This is a genomic window from Saprospira grandis DSM 2844, from assembly GCF_000275825.1.
Lineage (GTDB): Bacteria > Bacteroidota > Bacteroidia > Chitinophagales > Saprospiraceae > Saprospira > Saprospira grandis_A.
Genome location: NZ_JH719942.1, coordinates 2,074,839 through 2,091,574, shown reverse-complemented (window position 1 = coordinate 2,091,574; position 16,736 = coordinate 2,074,839). Strand labels below are relative to the sequence as shown.

18 protein-coding genes and 1 pseudogene are annotated in these 16,736 nt (G+C 46.2%); 1 reads left to right on the top strand and 18 read right to left on the bottom strand.

Translation table 11 applies throughout. From position 1 onward, the window contains the following. Positions 1-25: 25 nt before the first annotated feature. The 14 genes and pseudogenes from rpmC to rpsL all read right to left on the bottom strand — a co-directional run bounded on the left by rpmC (position 26) and on the right by rpsL (position 9,103). Positions 26-277 (bottom strand): 50S ribosomal protein L29, encoded by a 252-nt coding sequence (gene rpmC, locus SAPGRDRAFT_RS09535; protein WP_002659021.1) that lies wholly within the window; start codon positions 275-277, stop codon positions 26-28. 14 nt (positions 278-291) lie between these two features. Further along, positions 292-714: a 50S ribosomal protein L16 gene (gene rplP / locus SAPGRDRAFT_RS09530; RefSeq protein WP_002659020.1), complete on the bottom strand. Its 423-nt coding sequence runs from the start codon at positions 712-714 to the stop codon at positions 292-294. Between the two features lie 129 nt (positions 715-843). Continuing rightward, on the bottom strand, positions 844-1,611 hold the full coding sequence (gene rpsC, locus SAPGRDRAFT_RS09525) for a 30S ribosomal protein S3 (protein WP_002659019.1): 768 nt from the start codon (positions 1,609-1,611) through the stop codon (positions 844-846). Positions 1,612-1,629: 18 nt separating this feature from the next. Further along, positions 1,630-2,055: a 50S ribosomal protein L22 gene (rplV, locus tag SAPGRDRAFT_RS09520; RefSeq protein WP_002659018.1), complete on the bottom strand. Its 426-nt coding sequence runs from the start codon at positions 2,053-2,055 to the stop codon at positions 1,630-1,632. A 41-nt stretch (positions 2,056-2,096) separates the two neighbouring features. Continuing rightward, complete coding sequence (rpsS, locus tag SAPGRDRAFT_RS09515; protein WP_002659016.1) at positions 2,097-2,366, bottom strand: 30S ribosomal protein S19; 270 nt, start codon at positions 2,364-2,366, stop codon at positions 2,097-2,099. 2 nt (positions 2,367-2,368) lie between these two features. Then, entirely contained in the window at positions 2,369-3,208 is an 840-nt protein-coding gene (rplB, locus tag SAPGRDRAFT_RS09510) for a 50S ribosomal protein L2 (RefSeq protein ID WP_002659014.1), read from the bottom strand. A 237-nt stretch (positions 3,209-3,445) separates the two neighbouring features. After that, positions 3,446-3,808 carry a 50S ribosomal protein L23 gene (gene rplW, locus SAPGRDRAFT_RS09505; RefSeq protein WP_002659012.1) on the bottom strand — a complete coding sequence of 121 codons (363 nt, stop codon included), beginning with the start codon at positions 3,806-3,808 and terminating at the stop codon, positions 3,446-3,448. A 30-nt stretch (positions 3,809-3,838) separates the two neighbouring features. Next, positions 3,839-4,063 (bottom strand): 50S ribosomal protein L4, encoded by a 225-nt coding sequence (gene rplD / locus SAPGRDRAFT_RS23815; RefSeq protein WP_367613656.1) that lies wholly within the window; start codon positions 4,061-4,063, stop codon positions 3,839-3,841. Between the two features lie 105 nt (positions 4,064-4,168). After that, positions 4,169-4,648 (bottom strand): annotated as a pseudogene (gene rplD, locus SAPGRDRAFT_RS23810) (50S ribosomal protein L4); the annotation flags it as partial. Position 4,649: 1 nt separating this feature from the next. Then, complete coding sequence (gene rplC, locus SAPGRDRAFT_RS09495; RefSeq protein ID WP_002659009.1) at positions 4,650-5,336, bottom strand: 50S ribosomal protein L3; 687 nt, start codon at positions 5,334-5,336, stop codon at positions 4,650-4,652. 41 nt (positions 5,337-5,377) lie between these two features. After that, positions 5,378-5,686 (bottom strand): 30S ribosomal protein S10, encoded by a 309-nt coding sequence (gene rpsJ / locus SAPGRDRAFT_RS09490; protein WP_002659007.1) that lies wholly within the window; start codon positions 5,684-5,686, stop codon positions 5,378-5,380. Between the two features lie 249 nt (positions 5,687-5,935). After that, positions 5,936-8,068 carry an elongation factor G gene (fusA, locus tag SAPGRDRAFT_RS09485; protein ID WP_002659005.1) on the bottom strand — a complete coding sequence of 711 codons (2,133 nt, stop codon included), beginning with the start codon at positions 8,066-8,068 and terminating at the stop codon, positions 5,936-5,938. A 49-nt stretch (positions 8,069-8,117) separates the two neighbouring features. Further along, positions 8,118-8,591 (bottom strand): 30S ribosomal protein S7, encoded by a 474-nt coding sequence (rpsG, locus tag SAPGRDRAFT_RS09480; RefSeq protein ID WP_002659004.1) that lies wholly within the window; start codon positions 8,589-8,591, stop codon positions 8,118-8,120. Positions 8,592-8,716: 125 nt separating this feature from the next. Further along, positions 8,717-9,103, bottom strand: coding sequence for a 30S ribosomal protein S12 (rpsL, locus tag SAPGRDRAFT_RS09475; RefSeq protein ID WP_002659001.1), 387 nt, complete (start codon positions 9,101-9,103; stop codon positions 8,717-8,719). Positions 9,104-9,731: 628 nt separating this feature from the next. Between rpsL and SAPGRDRAFT_RS09465 the strand changes: the two genes are divergently transcribed. Then, complete coding sequence (locus tag SAPGRDRAFT_RS09465; RefSeq protein WP_002658999.1) at positions 9,732-12,728, top strand: glycoside hydrolase family 3 N-terminal domain-containing protein; 2,997 nt, start codon at positions 9,732-9,734, stop codon at positions 12,726-12,728. 10 nt (positions 12,729-12,738) lie between these two features. On the opposite strand, the gene SAPGRDRAFT_RS09460 is transcribed toward SAPGRDRAFT_RS09465, so the two are convergent. The 4 genes from SAPGRDRAFT_RS09460 to SAPGRDRAFT_RS09440 all read right to left on the bottom strand — a co-directional run bounded on the left by SAPGRDRAFT_RS09460 (position 12,739) and on the right by SAPGRDRAFT_RS09440 (position 16,637). Beyond that, positions 12,739-13,692: a HipA domain-containing protein gene (locus SAPGRDRAFT_RS09460; protein ID WP_002658997.1), complete on the bottom strand. Its 954-nt coding sequence runs from the start codon at positions 13,690-13,692 to the stop codon at positions 12,739-12,741. Beyond that, entirely contained in the window at positions 13,685-14,014 is a 330-nt protein-coding gene (locus SAPGRDRAFT_RS09455) for a HipA N-terminal domain-containing protein (RefSeq protein ID WP_002658996.1), read from the bottom strand. The genes SAPGRDRAFT_RS09460 and SAPGRDRAFT_RS09455 overlap by 8 nt, the downstream gene beginning before the upstream one ends. Then, positions 13,989-14,225, bottom strand: coding sequence for a helix-turn-helix domain-containing protein (locus SAPGRDRAFT_RS09450; RefSeq protein ID WP_002658994.1), 237 nt, complete (start codon positions 14,223-14,225; stop codon positions 13,989-13,991). Before SAPGRDRAFT_RS09450 ends, SAPGRDRAFT_RS09455 begins: the two co-directional genes overlap by 26 nt. Positions 14,226-14,564: 339 nt before the next feature. Further along, entirely contained in the window at positions 14,565-16,637 is a 2,073-nt protein-coding gene (locus tag SAPGRDRAFT_RS09440) for a hypothetical protein (protein WP_002658992.1), read from the bottom strand. Positions 16,638-16,736 lie beyond the last annotated feature (99 nt).

Genomic DNA, 16,736 nt, shown 5'->3' with positions numbered 1-16,736 from the left:
GATTAGATTTAAAATTTTTCTATTCCTATTTCTTCTTTCTACGAGCCCGGATGCGATCTCGCTTGAGGTCGCCAGCTTCTTCTAGCTGCTTCAATTCACGAGCACGAAGCTCCGTCTTGATTCTCGCAATGTTCTTACGAGCCAGCTTAAGATCGCTAGGACGGGCCAAAGCAGAAACATTGTGCTGATAAACCATCTCATGCAAAGCAGTCTCTGCTTGCTCAAGAGTTTCTTTCAGCTGCTCGTCTGTCATAGACGTTGCCTTAATCTTGTCCATTACCTATAAATCTGTTATTGTTCTACATAATCGTTGCGCACGACAAACTTCATCTTGACGGGCAACTTTTGAGCCGCTAGGCGCAAAGCCTCTTCAGCAATAGATCGCTTAACTCCATCAATTTCAAATAGAACACGACCTGGCTTAATTACAGCAACATAGTGAGACAAAGCTCCCTTTCCCTTACCCATACGTACTTCGTTGGGCTTCTTAGTGATAGGCTTATCGGGGAAAATTCGGATCCATACCTTTCCTTCACGTTTCATATAGCGAGTCATCGCAATACGAGCCGCCTCAATCTGACGGTTGGTAATCCAACCCTCTTCCAAGGTTTTAATGCCGAATGTCCCGAAAGAAATTTTAGAACCGCGATGGGCAATACCTTTGATACGGCCCTTCTGCTGCTTGCGGTATTTGGTTCTTCTCGGTTGTAACATTATTAATGTATTGTGCTACGTTCAAATAAAATTAACCCTATTTGGCCTCCCCTATAATCATAAGGAAGGCCAAAAGTGGCTGCAAAAATAAGTTTTTTCTTGCAAAACTCCTTATTTACAGGAGGTTTTTTAAGACTTTCTGCCACGACGGTTATCACGACCACCACGACGGTTGTTGTCACGACCACCACGACGGTTGTTGTCGCGTCCACCACGACCACCACGTCCGCCACGTCCGCTACGGCTCTGCTGACTAGGGAACAAGTCTACTTTGTCATAAATCTCTCCACGACAAATCCATACTTTTACCCCAATCTTACCATATACAGTCTGTGCCTCAACAATAGCGTAGTCAATGTCTGCACGGAAAGTATGCAAAGGAGAACGCCCCTCTTTATACTCCTCAGAACGAGACATATCTGAACCATTCAAACGACCAGACAAACGCACTTTGATGCCCTCGGCACCTGCACGCATAGTTGATTGAATAGACATTTTTGTTGCCTTACGGTAATTGATACGCGCTTCCAACTGCTTAGCGATAGTCTCGCCAACAATCTGTGCGTTCAACTCAGGCTTGCGAATTTCAAAAATGTTGATCTGCACTTCTTTGGCTGTCAACTTCTTCAACTCCTCACGAATGCGATCAACCTCTTGACCACCCTTACCGATAATAATACCAGGGCGTGATGTATGAATAGTTACAGTTACGCGCTTGAGCGTACGCTCAATCACAATACGTGCAATACCACCCTTCTCTACGCGAACACGTAGATAGGCACGGATCTTCTCATCCTCTACTACTTTCTCCGCATAGTCCTTGCCGCCAAACCAGTTAGAATCCCAGCCGCGTACAATCCCTAGACGGTTACCTATTGGATTAGTTTTCTGTCCCATAAGTTTTGACTTAAGATTTTAATCGTTTGATGCTTCAATTTCTTCTGCCACTTCTTCCTCTACTACAAAATCAGTAGGAAGAGCTACGGTATTCTCTACCACCAAACTTACGTGACAAGAATGTTTACGAATACGGTGCGCACGACCATGTGGCGCAGGCAAAAAACGCTTGAGCTGAGGCCCTTGGTCTACCCAAATAGCCTTCACGACCAAGCCATACTCATCTGCCTCCTCACCAGTCAATACAGACCAGTTCGCTACTGCAGATAATAGCATCTTCTCCAAATGACGAGCACCTTCCTTACGGGTAAATTTTACAATACCCAAAGCCTTTGATACAGGTAGACCACGGACAATATCCGCAGACAAACGCATCTTGCGCGCAGACATCCGGCAGCCTTTCAACTTCGCCGTCGCCTGTACCGTCTCATTATTATATTGCATGACTTTATGCTGCTTTTATTTTATTAAAATTAGATCCTGGGCTATTTCTTTCTGTTTCCAGAGTGCCCGCGATAAGTACGTGTAGGAGCAAACTCTCCCAACTTATGACCTACCATGTTCTCTGTTACATAAACCGGTACAAATGTACGGCCATTATGCACAGCGATAGTCTCGCCTACCATCTGAGGAATAATCATAGAAGAACGTGACCATGTCTTGATCACCCCTTTCTTCTTTGAACTCTTCGCCTTGATCAATTTTTTGATCAACTTGTGGTAAACGTATGGTCCTTTTTTCAGTGAACGTGCCATATCTATTTCTTATTTTTACCTGTTTTTCTACGCGTGATGATAAACTTATCTGAGTACTTCTTGCTCTTGCGCGTCTTCTGTCCCTTGGCCATAATGTTGCCACGAGAACGAGGATGACCCCCAGAAGCACGGCCCTCACCACCACCCATGGGGTGATCTACAGGGTTCATGGCTACACCACGTACCCGAGGACGACGACCCAACCAACGCTTGCGACCAGCCTTACCCAATACCTGTAATCCATGGTCAGGGTTAGAAACTGTACCCACTGTGGCTCTACACTCAGACAAAACCAAGCGCGTCTCACCAGAAGGCATCTTAATGATCGCATACTTGCCATCACGACCAGCCAAAGTAGCAGAAGTACCTGCACTTCTTACAAAAGTGGCTCCCTTACCAGGACGAGTCTCAATAGCATGAATAGTTGTTCCCAAAGGAATCTTGCTCAAAGGCAAACTGTTCCCCAAGTTAGGAGCAATCTCTACTCCCGACAAAAGAACATCTCCTACCTTCAATTTGTGAGGCGCCAAAATATAGCGCTTCTCTCCATCAGCGTATACCAACAAAGCAATAAAAGCTGTACGGTTGGGATCATACTCAATGCTCTTTACAGTAGCAGGAATCCCATCCTTGTTACGCTTAAAGTCAATTACACGATAACGACGCTTGTGCCCACCACCTCGGTGACGAACAGTCATGCGCCCTTGTCCATTTCTACCCCCAGACTTCGAGCTCTTACGAATCAGGCTCTTCTCTGGCTTGTCTGTGGTCACTTCCGCAAAAGTGTTCCCAAGCCGAGTTCTAGTACCAGGCGTAATCGGATTATACTTCTTAACTGGCATGTTAAACTACGAATTTATCAGTTTCGCAAACTATAGGTGAATAATATAATTTACAGACTATTCTATCTTTTTTGGGGCCTGCCCTCGCTTCGCTCAGGCCGTTCCCTTCCACGGCTCGCAAGCCTGCTCGGCCCTTTCGGGCTGCCGGCAAAGCCGGCACCGCTACAGGCAACTAGGCCTGCGGCGGCTTTGCCGCCTGCTTTACGCAGAAAATAAAATATCTGTTTCTCTTAAACGCTAGGCTTCTGCAGCCTCAGTTTCGTTTCCATCTACTTCTTCCAACTCCTCTTCCGTGTCAATACCGTAGAAACCTTCAATGAACTCTCCCTCGGCAACAGTTACTACTGCCTTCTTATAAGGGCTAGTACGTCCACTTACCATACGTCCTTTTACTACGCGTGATTTACGCTTACCTGGGCGAATAGAAGTGTTTACGTCGTCTACAGTTACACTAAACTGCTCCTCAACCGCTTTCTTGATCTCAATTTTGTTGGCGTCCATTGCCACCACAAAAGTGTACTTCGTAGAAATTGGGTTGTCAGCCAACTCAGTGCTCTTCTCAGAAAGAAGCGGCTTAATGATGATTGCTTTCTTTGCCATTTTAGCCGTTTTTTAGCAAGCTTTATAATATTATTTAGTCAAAAGAGCTGTAATAGCAGCCAATGCACTCTCCGTAATTACCAAGCAGTCTGCATTCATTGTCTCATAAACATTCAAGTCACGAGCATTGATTACATCAGCCTGAGAGAGGTTGCGGGCAGATAAGGCCACATTTGTGTATACCTCATCATAAACCTTATCCTGCTCCTCTAGCGTTTTTTCATATTCCGCTACAGTTGCTTCATAAGCTTTCAAATCCGCTACATAAGCCTGATTGAACTCTTTCTGCTGTGCCGCTTTACGTCCACGGCCCTTCTGCAAACGAGGAGCTTTAGGTGCTGCAGGTGCTACAGGAGCATTTACAAGCAACAAACTCTTCTTGTTCGCAATATTCAAAGCCTCCAAAAACTTGATGTAGTTCTTGGTCTTAGCCGCATCAAACTTCAAGTCCTCAACAACCACAATGCGGTTATCTTGAGCCTTGTTGCTCAAAGCAGCCTTACGAGCCAAACGGCCAACTTTTTTGTTTAGCTTAATGCCATAGTTACGAGGGCGGGGACCAAATACACGTCCTCCTCCTCTAAACAAAGGGTTCTTAATGCTACCCTTACGCGCTCCACCCGTGCCTTTCTGGCGGTGTAGCTTACGCGTAGAACCTACAATTTCTGCACGTTCTTTAGACTTATGGGTGCCCTGGCGCTGATGAGCAAGGTACTGCTTTACAGCCAAGTAAACTACGTGCTCGTGATTTTCTTTCAGCTCCAAACCAAAGACATCACTAGAGAGTTCTACCTCTCTACCCAAGCCTTTTCCGTTGATATCTAATACTTCTAGTTTCATTTTACTTCTTCACGATTACAATAGAGCCCTTGTGACCAGGAATAGCTCCTTTGATTAGCAAAATATTTTTCTCAGGAAACATTTTCATTACGCTGAGCTTCTTCACAGTTACACGCTTGCCACCCATACGGCCAGCCATACGCATACCTTTGAATACCTTTGCAGGGTAAGAACAAGCTCCAATCGCTCCGGGTGCACGTCCGCGGTTATGCTGACCGTGCGTACGCATACCCACACCAGCAAATCCGTGGCGTTTTACAACACCCTGAAATCCTTTTCCTTTTGAAGTACCTACCACCTGTACTGTATCGCCTTCAGCAAATACCTCCTCGGCAGTTAGGGTTTCGCCAAGCGCTTTTTCTGTGTAAAATTCTCTAAATTCTACCAAGTGACGAGGGTAAACTGTTACCTCTTGTCCACGCTTGTTTTGTTTTACAGCACTTGCCGCCTTAACGCCCTCTTCTTTATGAGCTTTTTGGCTTTCAAAGTGACCTTTCAAAGGTTGGCTAACATTTTTTGATCTGCGCTCGCCGAAGCCTAGCTGCAGAGCATCGTAACCATCTGTTTCCTGCGTCTTCACCTGAGTAATGGTGCAGGGCCCCAGCTCTACTACAGTACAAGCAACGTTTGCGCCGCCTTCAGTGTAGATACTGGTCATTCCAATTTTTTTTCCAATTAATCCTTCCACGGTTCTTTAACTTTTTGGAATTATAGATTAACAAATTCTGCTTACATCAATTTCACTTGGATATCTATCCCTGAAGGAAGCTCCAGCTTCTCTAGGGCGCTTACTGTTTTGGCAGTAGAGCTATAGATTTCGATCAAGCGTTTGTGAGTACGCAGTTGGAATTGCTCCCGTGATTTTTTATTCACATGCGGTGAACGCAAAACAGTGAATACCTTCTTCTCGGTGGGCAGCGGAATCGGACCGGTTACAACTGCGCCGGTGTTACGAACAGTTTGTACAATCTTAGCAGTAGACTTGTCCACGAGATTGTGATCGTAGGAACGTAACTTGATTCTGATTTTTTGATTCATGCCTCTTACATGATTTAAAAAAATAGATAAATAAGATTTCTAATAGCTGTTGATTTGGGTCCAGCTGTTTTGGCCTAGCGATGTGCAGCAGTGGCGCGAAGCGCCAGACCGAGCATAGCGAGGGCCGAGCGAACAGCGAGCTGCGAAACGTAGCGCCGCAAGGCGAAGCCGCAGCGGAGGCCCCAAAAAAACAAAAAAAAGCCAGCCACCTTCCAGTAAATGGAAAGCGACGGCTTTTATAATTTATGACTAACCAGCGACACCCTTGGCGTCTTCGATTACCTTCTTGGCGATTCCCTCAGGAGCCTGAGCATAGTGAGAGAACTCCATGGTAGAAGAAGCACGACCAGAAGTTAGGGTACGTAGTTCAGTGATATAACCAAACATTTCTGATAGAGGTACATCGGCTTTTACAACGATGGCCGCACCGCGAGCTTCCTGACCTTTTAGGAGGCCACGACGACGGTTGAGGTCACCAATTACGGTACCGGTATACTCTTCAGGAGTAATTACTTCCAATTTCATGATAGGCTCCATGATAACAGGCTTAGTTTTGCGAGCTGCTGCTCTAAAACCCTCCTTAGCACAAAGCTCAAAAGCGATAGGCTTAGAGTCAACGTTGTGCATAGATCCATCATAAACGCGAACCTTCATAGAGTCCATACCGTATCCAGCCAATACGCCATTATCCATCATAGACTCAAAGCCTTTAGTGATGGGGTTGACATAAGCCTTATCGATAGATCCCCCTACGATAGCCCACTTAAATTGCAAGCGTGCCTTACCAGACTTGAACTCTTCGCTTTCGAGGAACTCCTCATCTGCGGGGCCGAGTTCAAACTCCATATCGGCAAATAGACCAGAACCACCAGACTGCTTTTTCAAGCGTTCGCGGTGAGAAACAGTAGTAGTTAGGGCCTCTTTATAGTTTACTTGAGGAGCACCTTGGTTCACCTCTACTTTGAACTCGCGCTTGAGGCGGTCCACGATGATTTCCAAGTGCAACTCACCCATACCGCTAATTACGGTTTGAGCAGTTTCCTCATTATATGTAGCGCGGAAAGTAGGATCTTCCTCCATGAGTTTGGCCAAAGCCATACCCAACTTCTCTACATCTTTCTGAGTTTTAGGCTCGATTGCCAAGCCAATTACGGGCTCGGGGAAAGTCATACTTTCCAAAACGATCGGATTGTCTACAGAACAAAGGGTATCACCAGTTTTGATGTCCTTAAATCCTACAGCAGCAGCAATATCACCAGCACCTACCTCAGGAATTGCATTCTGTTGATTAGAGTGCATTTGGTAGAGGCGAGAGATACGCTCCTTCTTGCCAGAACGAGTATTGAGAATGTAAGAACCTGCTTCGAGTACACCAGAATAGGCGCGGAAGAAAGCCAAGCGACCTACATAAGGGTCTGTGGCAATCTTAAAGGCCAAAGCAGAAAAAGGAGCGTCATAAGAAGCGGGGCGGGGCTCCTCTTCTTCTGTATCAGGGTTAGTTCCTTTTACTTCCTCTACATCCAAAGGAGAAGGCAAAAATGCACATACTGCATCTAGTACCGCTTGTACCCCTTTGTTCTTAAAGGCAGAACCACACATTACAGGAATAATGCTCATATCACATACAGCAGAGCGAATTGCTGAACGGATTTCTTCAGCTGAGATAGACTCAGGATCCTCAAAGAATTTCTCCAACAAAGACTCATCATAATCAGCAACAGCTTCTAGCAATTGCTCACGAGCCTCGGCTACAGTATCCTCCAAGTCAGTAGGCATATCTACAACCTCATAAGTCATACCCATATCGTGCTCATTCCAAACGATAGCTTGACCAGTAATTAGGTCTACTACCCCTTTGAAATCATCTTCAGAACCGATTGGCACCTGAAGAGGAACAGCATTGGCCCCCAACATGTCGCGCATCTGTTGAACAGTACCGAAGAAATCGGCACCTGTGCGGTCCATTTTGTTTACAAATGCAATACGAGGAACTTTAAAACCATCGGCTAGACGCCAGTTAGTTTCAGACTGAGGCTGTACCCCACTAGAAGCACAGAAAAGGAACACGAGCCCGTCCAATACACGCAAAGAACGAGACACCTCTACCGTAAAGTCTACGTGACCAGGTGTGTCGATAATGTTTACGTGGTAAGACTTGTCTTTCCAATTCCAACTGGTGGTCGTCGCTGCAGAAGTAATCGTGATACCACGCTCCTGCTCTTGCTCCATCCAGTCCATGGTAGCTCCACCATCGTGAACCTCACCAATCTTGTGAGTCAAACCAGTGTAGAACAATACCCGCTCAGTGGTAGTGGTCTTACCGGCATCAATGTGTGCAGCAATACCAATGTTTCTAGTGAATACTAGGTCTTTCTTTGCCATGACTTTGGTGGCTTTTGAAAAAGGTTAAAATAAAATATATAGAGTTGAATTAGCGTGCGAAGTGAGCAAATGCACGGTTAGATTCAGCCATGCGGTGCGTATCTTCTTTCTTCTTCACAGCCTGGCCTTCACCTTTAGCTGCAGCTAAAATTTCTTGAGAGAGTTTGTTTGCCATCCCTTTACCAGAACGCGCACGGGCGTACTTGATCATCCACTTCATGGCAATAGACATCCGGCGACCCGGACGAATTTCTGTGGGAATTTGGAAGGTAGCCCCTCCAATACGGCGAGAACGCACCTCTACCTGAGGCATTACATTCTTAAGCGCTTTATGAAATACCTCCTGAGCAGTTTCTTCACCCTCAGAGCGCTCGCCTACAATGTCCATGGCATCATAGAATACACGGAATGCCGTGCTCTTCTTGCCATCCAACATCATCATATTCACGAATCTTGTGATCGTGTTGTCTCCATAGCGCGGATCGGGCTCGATTTGCCGCACCTTCGGTTTACGTTTTCTCATGTCTTAAATTTTAATGTCGTTGCGTGAACTTCGAAAAGTAACTGCCCCCTATGGGCCGGTCCACTCTTCAACCCCAGCTTTTCTAGGGTTTACCTCAACAAAAAGGATCTTCGTCTAAGCGCGAATTATTTCTTCTTCGCAGCCTTAGGACGCTTGGTACCATAACGTGAACGAGCTTGCTTACGATCGTTTACACCCGCAGTATCCAAAGCACCACGTACAATTGTATAACGTACACCAGGAAGGTCCTTCACACGACCACCACGTACCAATACGATTGAGTGCTCCTGCAAGTTGTGACCCTCACCGGGAATGTAAGCAATTACCTCGATACCATTGGTCAAACGTACCTTGGCTACTTTACGCAAAGCTGAGTTAGGCTTCTTGGGTGTAGTCGTGTATACACGAGTACAGACACCGCGTTTCTGAGGACATGCGTCCAACGCTCTGGCCTTGCTCTTCTTGACGATAAGCTTCCTTCCGTTGCGTACTAATTGATTAATAGTTGGCATCTAATAATTATTTTTACAGATAAACAGAGACAATAAATAACTGCCCTTAGATGGACTAAGGGTTTGCCTAAGCGTTTGCAAAGGTAACACTAATTCTAGTTTTATTAAAATGATTTCTAAACTTTTATGTAGTTTTTTAAACTTTTTAGGGGGCTTTTTTCAAAAAAAGCTTTCTCCCTGATTATCAGTTGGTTTAGGGGCCTGCGGGCTGCGCCCGCCGCTCCCCTTCAGGGCTCGCAGGTCTGCTCGGCCCTGCAGCGGCGGCAAAGCCGCCGCTTGGGTCTGGCCCAAGGCCCCCCTTGCGGGCAGCTAGGCCGCTCCTCCTTTTTTTTTGCTCTAAAGGCCCTTCTTTGGCCCTTTTTGCGTCCAAAGCAAAGTTTTTCTTTGCTCTGCTCTCCAAAACTCCTTACACTGCCTTATTTTGCGCTAAACGCAATATCCTCCCCTCCCCTACTGCGGCCAAAGCCAAGCGGCTATCGGCCTAGCGATGTGGAGGGGTGGCCGAAGGCCAGACCGAAGCGCGCAGCGCTGAAGGGCCGAGCAGACCTGCGAGCCCCGAAACGTAGCGCAGCAAGCGTAGCGCAGCGGAGGCCCCAAAAAATATTCATCGCCTTAAATCATCCAACTTATGCGCTTTCGTCTTGGCTATCTGGCCTTTATGCCCATCCTGTTTTTTAGCTTTTTGATGTGCCAATCGAGCCTGCCCCCCGATTCTCCAGAGCTTGGGCCCCAGCTTTTTCCCCAACAAAAACAACTTCAAGCGTTAGAAACTCGCATTTTGGCCCAAGAAGAAACTTGGATTAACCAAAAGTGGGAAAGCATGAGCCCCCAAGAGCGACTTGGCCAACTTTTTATGGTGGCCGCCTACCCTTTGCAGGGCAAAAATGACGAAATCCGCATGAAACGACTCATCCAAAAGGAGCATTTGGGCGGAGTTGTGCTCTTTAAAGGCCCACCCACTCGAGCCGCTAGCCTTTGTAATCAATACCAAGCCTGGGCGCCTAAAGTGCCGCTCTTGGTCGCTATCGATGGCGAATGGGGCTTGGCTATGCGGCTCGACTCGATCATTAATTACCCCCGACAATTACTTTTTGGGGCCCTGCCCGACAATCGCCTGATTTATGATTTTGGCAAAGAAGTGGCCCGACAAGCCCAGCATATTGGCATTCATATCAATTTTGCGCCAGTGGTTGATATTAACAACAATGCCGCAAATCCCGTGATTGGCGACCGCTCTTTTGGCGAGCAAAAACGCAATGTGACCGAAAAAGCCTACCAATATATGCGAGGCATGCAAGACAACGGGCTGATGGCCTGCGCCAAGCATTTTCCGGGACATGGCGATACAGATGTTGATTCTCATTACGATTTGCCGAAAATCAAACACCCTAGAAGTCGGTTAGACAGCCTAGAGCTCTATCCTTTTCGGCAGTTGATTCCCCAAGGTTTGGGCTCTATTATGGTGGCCCACCTAAATATTCCGGCCCTAGACCCTAGAGATAAGCGGCCCACCACCCTATCCTATGCCACCATCCAAAAGCTGCTCAAAGAAGAGCTCAATTTTAAGGGCCTTGTGATTACCGACGCCATGAATATGCAGGGAGTGGCCAAGCATTATGGGCCTGGCCAAGCCGATGTAGAAGCCCTAAAAGCGGGAAACGACATTCTATTAATGTCTCAAAGAGTGGCACAATCTAAAAAAATGATTTTGGCCGCCTTGAAAAAAGGCGATTTGAGCTGGGAGGATTTAGAGCAGCGCATTCGCAAGATTTTAAGGGCCAAATATAGAGCGGGACTGGCAAATTACAAGCCCGTATCGACCAAAAATGTGGTTAAAAACATCAATAATCAGGCGGCTCAAGACTTATATAAAAAGATCTTGGGGCAGAGTTTGACCCTAGTCGCCAATCCCGACAGTCTGCTCCCGCTTCGTCAAATCAAGGGTCGAAAAATAGCGAGTCTTTGTATTGGTTCTGGCCGTAAAAATAGCTTTCAGTTAGAACTGCAGCGCTATGGCATTCAGCAGCATTTTTATGCGGGCACAAGCATTTCTGTAGCTCAAGAGCGGCGTTTATTGCAGCAATTGGGGCAGCAGGAGGTCGTATTTATAGCCCTTGATCGTCTTCGTCGGAAGCAAAAAGATCGTTTTGGGGTATCGAGTTCTGTTGAGCGCTTTGTCAAAAAGCTAAGTCAAAAGACCAAGGTAGTCCTTATTGCCTTTGGCAGCCCTTATAGCTTGGGTTACTTTGAAGAAGTTCCCTACCTTTCTTGTGCTTATGTGAACGATCGTTCGGCTCAAATTCAGGCCGCAAGAGCTATGGTTGGCGCACAATCCTTTATGGGCCAACTGCCCGTTTCGGCCAGCAAAAACTTAAGAGCAGGCTTAGGGGTAAAAACGCAGGTTTTTCGTATGCCCCATGCCGAGAGCCCTGAATCTATGGGCATGCGCAGCGATATTCTAAATCAGATTGATAAAATTGCCGCAGAAGCGATTCGCAAAAAGGCCACTCCAGGTTGCCAAATCTTGGTGGCCAAATCGGGAAAAATTGTTTTTCATAAAGCCTACGGTCATCATACCTACGCCAAAAGACGTCCACAGCGCTTAGATGATGTTTATGACTTGGCCTCTGTAACCAAAGTAGCGGCTACCACCATGACCCTCATGCACCTTTATGAGCGGGGCTTAATTGATTTGGATGCTCCATTGGGCCAGTATATTCCAGAGCTCAAGGGCAGCAACAAAGCCAATTTGAAAATTCGGGCCGTTTTGGCGCATCAGGCGGGGCTCAAGCCTTGGATTCCCTTTTATGCTAAAACCTTGGATGAGAATAAGCGCCCGATGGATAGCCTCTATCGCAAAAAGCCGCAAGGTCCTTATCAAGTTCGGATTGCCGAGGGGCTATATTTCCATAAAGATAAGGTAAAGCCCTATTTGTGGAACCGTATTATTGAGCAAAACCTTCGGGGGCGGACCAACTATAAATACAGCGATTTGGGCTTCTATTTATTTGCTCGTTTGGTAGAAGAAGTCAGTGGACAGGGCCTAGATGAATATGTTCAAGAGCATTTTTATGCGCCTATGGGCCTAGAATATACGGGCTTTAATCCCTTAAATCGAAAAATTAGTAAAAGCCAGATTATTCCCAGCGAAGAAGATAAATACTACCGCTACCAAAAGGTCCAGGGCGATGTGCACGATATGGGTGCGGCTATGCTGGCTGGGGTTTCTGGACATGCGGGACTATTTTCTCAGGGCCAAGAGCTGGCCGCCATTTATCAGCTTTGGCTCAATGGAGGCAGCTATAAGGGCCGTCAATACCTCAAAGAGAGCACAATTGCCCTATTTACTAAGCAATATAGTGCTCGCTCTCGCCGAGGCTTGGGCTTTGATCGCAAAGAGATTACCGATCCCAAGGCCTCTATTAATGTAGCCAAACAAGCATCGCCAAATACTTTTGGGCATCTGGGCTTTACGGGCATTGGCGCTTGGGCCGACCCCGATAATGAGCTGATTTATATATTTTTATCCAACAGAACTTATCCCGATAGCGAAAATATGCAGCTTATCCGCTTAGATATTCGGACTAGAATTCATGAGCTTTGTTATCAGGCTTTGGGGGAATAGTATTTCTAAGCTAACGCAATAATTTATTTCTTCTGCTTTGGAAAAGTTGTATATACTGCCTTTTAGTCTTTTCATCTAAAAAAGAGCTATTTACTAGCGCTTCTACCCTTTGATTTACCCCTTCCGATAAAAATCTTTTAAAACAACGATTGACCCAACTTATGGGAAGGGCAGCTAAATCTGCCAATTTGTAAAATTGAGCCTTGACTTTCCCTTTGCTTAATTCCGCAGGTAATAAGCCATCTAAAGCAAAGGTTTTATCTTCTATATGTAGACGCGTATTTAACAAATCAAAAGCAGGACTCAATCCGTAGTCTCCTGTTTGTCTTTCTAGTAGGGCAAAATTCTTCAAGTGCGCATCTCCATTGGAAATCAAATAATTAAATACGATAAGCTCAAATAACTTCCTAGACTCTATTTTATAGGTAGGAACTTCTCTTAGCACTTCAAATAGCTCTAAATAACTTCCTTTATACTTGTAAGAAGTCCCATCTGTAGCTGATGTTTTGCCCAATAAAGCCGCAAAATCTTCCTGCTTGAGACGTTGTTCCCCAATCAGGTCATAGCGCTTACATAAATACGCAAAATCCCCCTCCCCTACTCTTATTAAGGCATTAGTAGCTACTTCTATCCCAAAAACTTGCCAAGCTAATTGCATACTTAAATGCTCATTAGCTGGCATTAAAGTCATTTTTTTATGCTCAGAAAGCCCTATAGGCTTAGCAAAAAAATGACTAAGCTCTCCTTTTTGTGCTAAACGCAAAATCCCTCCATCCAACACGATAGCCTTTTTTTCCTGTACGCCAGAAATAGATAAAAGTTTAGCTGTACTTGGCGCTGACCTAGCTAAGTTAATTCGATTAACTAAAGGTTGTCCATCAAATAATACATCTAAACACCTTTTATCATAATCTACATCTCGTGCTTTTAAAGGCCCTAAACAACACAAACAACGTCTAAACATCCTCTACATCTTTTAAAGTAATCGCCCCAGTAGCATCTTCTACCGCCAAACGCAATAAGAGCCCAAAATCATCTTCTTCATCAATTTTTAAATCCCGACAAAGACGTTTTCGAAAGCCTCCCTCTGGCAAAATGCTAAAGAAATAAGCAAAAAGGTGCTCTGACCGATATTCCTGCTGACTTTTCGGCATCCTAAAAATTATACTGGGCCGCAAAGGATCCGCAAACCAAGCATCCCGATAACGAAAACCAAAACTGCCATCTTTTTCCTGCCAAATATCAGCCGCCTCTTCCCCCTTAAATAAAACTGTCGCTTTTCGCATCACTATCTATTGTTCTAATTTCAAAGTTCAATCTCAACCCCATTGTATCCCCCAGTAAAAACAAGGTCCTGAGCGTTGGATTCGCCTTCCCCAATTCCAGTTGCTTCAAAGCCCTTAAACTTACACCAGCTATTTCCGCTAACTCTTCCTGCGTCAATTTAAGCTGCTTTCGCCTCGATTTAATCTGCTTGGCCAAATGTATCCACTCCATTTTCTCGCATTTAATTGTGCACTATAATACACTAAATAGCAAAAACCTAACCATTTCAAGCAGAAAAATAAACATAAGTGCATTTAAAAACACTTTTACTATTTCTTTTTGGGGCTGCCCCGCCCTGCGGGCGGGTCGGGCCATTGCGCAGCTCGCAGGTCTGCTCGGCCCTGCGCGGGCTGCGCCCGCTGGGTCTGCCGCCTGCGGCGGCCCTGCTACAGCCCCTCAGCCGATTCGCTGGCTGTTCAGCCAGCGAGAGGGCCGTTTGGCTGCGCCATGATCTATCTATACAACCCTAAGGCGGCGCTTTCTTCTGGCCAGCAAAAGCTTGGGCCAGCTCTACTTTTTGATAATTTTAGCCCTGCGGCCCAATTCTATTTGTCCCTCTTCTGCGATTAGCTCTCCCCCTTTTTCGATAATAATTTTAGCTTTGGGGCCCAAAATAATTTTGGCGCCCTTTTCTAGTTTCAGTTGGCCACCTTTAGCAATATAGAGTCTAGACTTTTTGGCCAAATAACAGCTGCTTCCCTGCGCTAAGGTCAAAATGGTAGGCCCCACAAAGCGGCCATTTACTTGTTGTCGGCTCCGATTGGCGGTGCCTGAAGGTCGCAATTGCAAAACTTGTTTTTTGGCCAAAATGAGGTCTACTCGCTCATCTTCACTGCAATTGGGCAAAATAATTTCTCCTGCCCAATCTTGGCCCTCTTTTAATTCAATGGCTTTGCGCTCAATTTCTAAAATGTAGCGCTGATTTTCTGTAGCCACAACCTTAATATGTAGATCCTGTAAGCGGTAAGGCGCCTGAAGATCCTTTCTAAAATCATATTTTGGGTAATGGACCAAAGCGGGGTTTCCCCCCGCCCAAAGTTGATCACCTGGACCAAAGGCTTGAGTTCGGTAGCCTTGAGGCAGAGGGGCTACCGCCTGCATGCCAAAACTTTGGTAGAGTTCGCTATATCCGCCCGTATCATTTTGTTCATAAATAATGGGCATGCCCTCATTTCGGGCACCATTATAATTTCGGTTGTAGGCAATTCGACCATCTTGATTCAAATCTGCTCTAAAAAAGAAAAAGGGATTGGTTCCACTAACTGCATTGGGCCTTAGGCGCTGAAAACGGTAAAGCGGATTTCCCCAAGCATTGCGTTTAGGTTCTTCTTGGATATAAGTATAATCGTAATTTCCAGCTGCGTTAATGGGATAGAGCGCATTGCAGGCGGGCGAAAGTGCCCGAACAATTTGTTGCAGGCTATCAATGCCCGTATCATCTACATAAGCGTAGAGTCCAGCGGGGGTTCCGCTCAGTTGCAATTGGCCCAGCTGCTGCCCGGCCCAAGCGTGTTCATCAAAGGGATGTAGTTTTTGGTGCAGCTCTAGCCAGAGCCATTGGCCTTGGCCCTGCGGCAGCCGAATGCGGAGCGCCTCCTGTTCGGTACAAAAATCGTCTAGGGCCAAAACCTCTTTTTGGCCAAAAGTGAGCTCTAGGCTGCGCAAATTGGGCAAATAGCCCATATACCAAGCTTCCCAGGCATTAAAAAGCTGAAAAATGGGGATCGTACTCGTAGCGCCCCAGCCAATAGCGGGCCGTCTAAAATAATCGCCTACGGTTTGGTTGGCCCCAAAAAAGTGGGGGGCATTAAAGAGGCTATGGGCCAATTCGTGGACAAACACATTGGAGCCCCACATCATGGTAAATCCTTGTTGGATGCTATAGCCTTGGTAGCTTTCGAGGCCAATGCTGCCGGGGCTGGCAAAACCGCCGCCAGAACCCAGCCAGCGGTTCATGCCGGGGGCGGGTTGTTGGCTCCAATTTGGGGAATAGCGGTAGACAAAAATGACATAATCGACTAGGCTATCGGGGCGGGTATTTTGGTTATCGAACTGGAAATTGGGGTAATTTGTTCTTTGGTCCAAATGGCTAAGGGGCAAATGAGGGTTGGCGGCCATCATGGCAAAAAGGGCTTTGCGGTTCATATCGGACCAGCTGCGGCCGCCGCTGGGGTCGATGCCTACTGCGGCGGCTTGGCCGCTACTATCCTTAAAAACCTCTACTGTAAATTGGAACTGCCCTTGAGATTGGAGAAAAAAGAGAGAAGAGGCATTGAAGCCCATCTTGCTTAAATTTTCGGGCAAAAAATCGCTACGATCATTGGCCATAAAGCTGGGGCAGCGGCCTGTTTTTGGATTAATAGGATTGGGCAGCATATTGGGATTTTGGCTATCCCATTGGGCCAAATAATGCTCTTGATTTTTAAAATTGGGATTAGTTTGGGGCTGGTTATTAAAGTAGACGGGGACCAAAAGTGCTTTGAGTTGGCCTTTGGGGGTAAATACGCCTCCGTAGGGGGCGTAAGCTCCTTTTTGGGCCAAAAGGAAGAGTGGGAAAAAGAGCAAGAATAGAGATAATCGCATAGAAAAATGTATTTTAGCTAGCTATAAAATGAGCTCAAGAGCAGAGAAAGCGGCTAGGCCTTAGTTGGCCTAGCGATGCGACAGGGTGGCCGAAGGCCA

Coding starts and splice junctions, on each gene's coding strand:
- rpmC (WP_002659021.1), bottom strand. CDS start 277: ATGGACAAGATTAAGGCAACGTCTATGACAGACGAGCAGCTGAAAGAA.
- rplP (WP_002659020.1), bottom strand. CDS start 714: ATGTTACAACCGAGAAGAACCAAATACCGCAAGCAGCAGAAGGGCCGT.
- rpsC (WP_002659019.1), bottom strand. CDS start 1,611: ATGGGACAGAAAACTAATCCAATAGGTAACCGTCTAGGGATTGTACGC.
- rplV (WP_002659018.1), bottom strand. CDS start 2,055: ATGCAATATAATAATGAGACGGTACAGGCGACGGCGAAGTTGAAAGGC.
- rpsS (WP_002659016.1), bottom strand. CDS start 2,366: ATGGCACGTTCACTGAAAAAAGGACCATACGTTTACCACAAGTTGATC.
- rplB (WP_002659014.1), bottom strand. CDS start 3,208: ATGCCAGTTAAGAAGTATAATCCGATTACGCCTGGTACTAGAACTCGG.
- rplW (WP_002659012.1), bottom strand. CDS start 3,808: ATGGCAAAGAAAGCAATCATCATTAAGCCGCTTCTTTCTGAGAAGAGC.
- rpsJ (WP_002659007.1), bottom strand. CDS start 5,686: ATGAATCAAAAAATCAGAATCAAGTTACGTTCCTACGATCACAATCTC.
- fusA (WP_002659005.1), bottom strand. CDS start 8,068: ATGGCAAAGAAAGACCTAGTATTCACTAGAAACATTGGTATTGCTGCA.
- rpsG (WP_002659004.1), bottom strand. CDS start 8,591: ATGAGAAAACGTAAACCGAAGGTGCGGCAAATCGAGCCCGATCCGCGC.
- rpsL (WP_002659001.1), bottom strand. CDS start 9,103: ATGCCAACTATTAATCAATTAGTACGCAACGGAAGGAAGCTTATCGTC.
- SAPGRDRAFT_RS09465 (WP_002658999.1), top strand. CDS start 9,732: ATGCGCTTTCGTCTTGGCTATCTGGCCTTTATGCCCATCCTGTTTTTT.
- SAPGRDRAFT_RS09460 (WP_002658997.1), bottom strand. CDS start 13,692: ATGTTTAGACGTTGTTTGTGTTGTTTAGGGCCTTTAAAAGCACGAGAT.
- SAPGRDRAFT_RS09455 (WP_002658996.1), bottom strand. CDS start 14,014: ATGCGAAAAGCGACAGTTTTATTTAAGGGGGAAGAGGCGGCTGATATT.
- SAPGRDRAFT_RS09450 (WP_002658994.1), bottom strand. CDS start 14,225: ATGGAGTGGATACATTTGGCCAAGCAGATTAAATCGAGGCGAAAGCAG.
- SAPGRDRAFT_RS09440 (WP_002658992.1), bottom strand. CDS start 16,637: ATGCGATTATCTCTATTCTTGCTCTTTTTCCCACTCTTCCTTTTGGCC.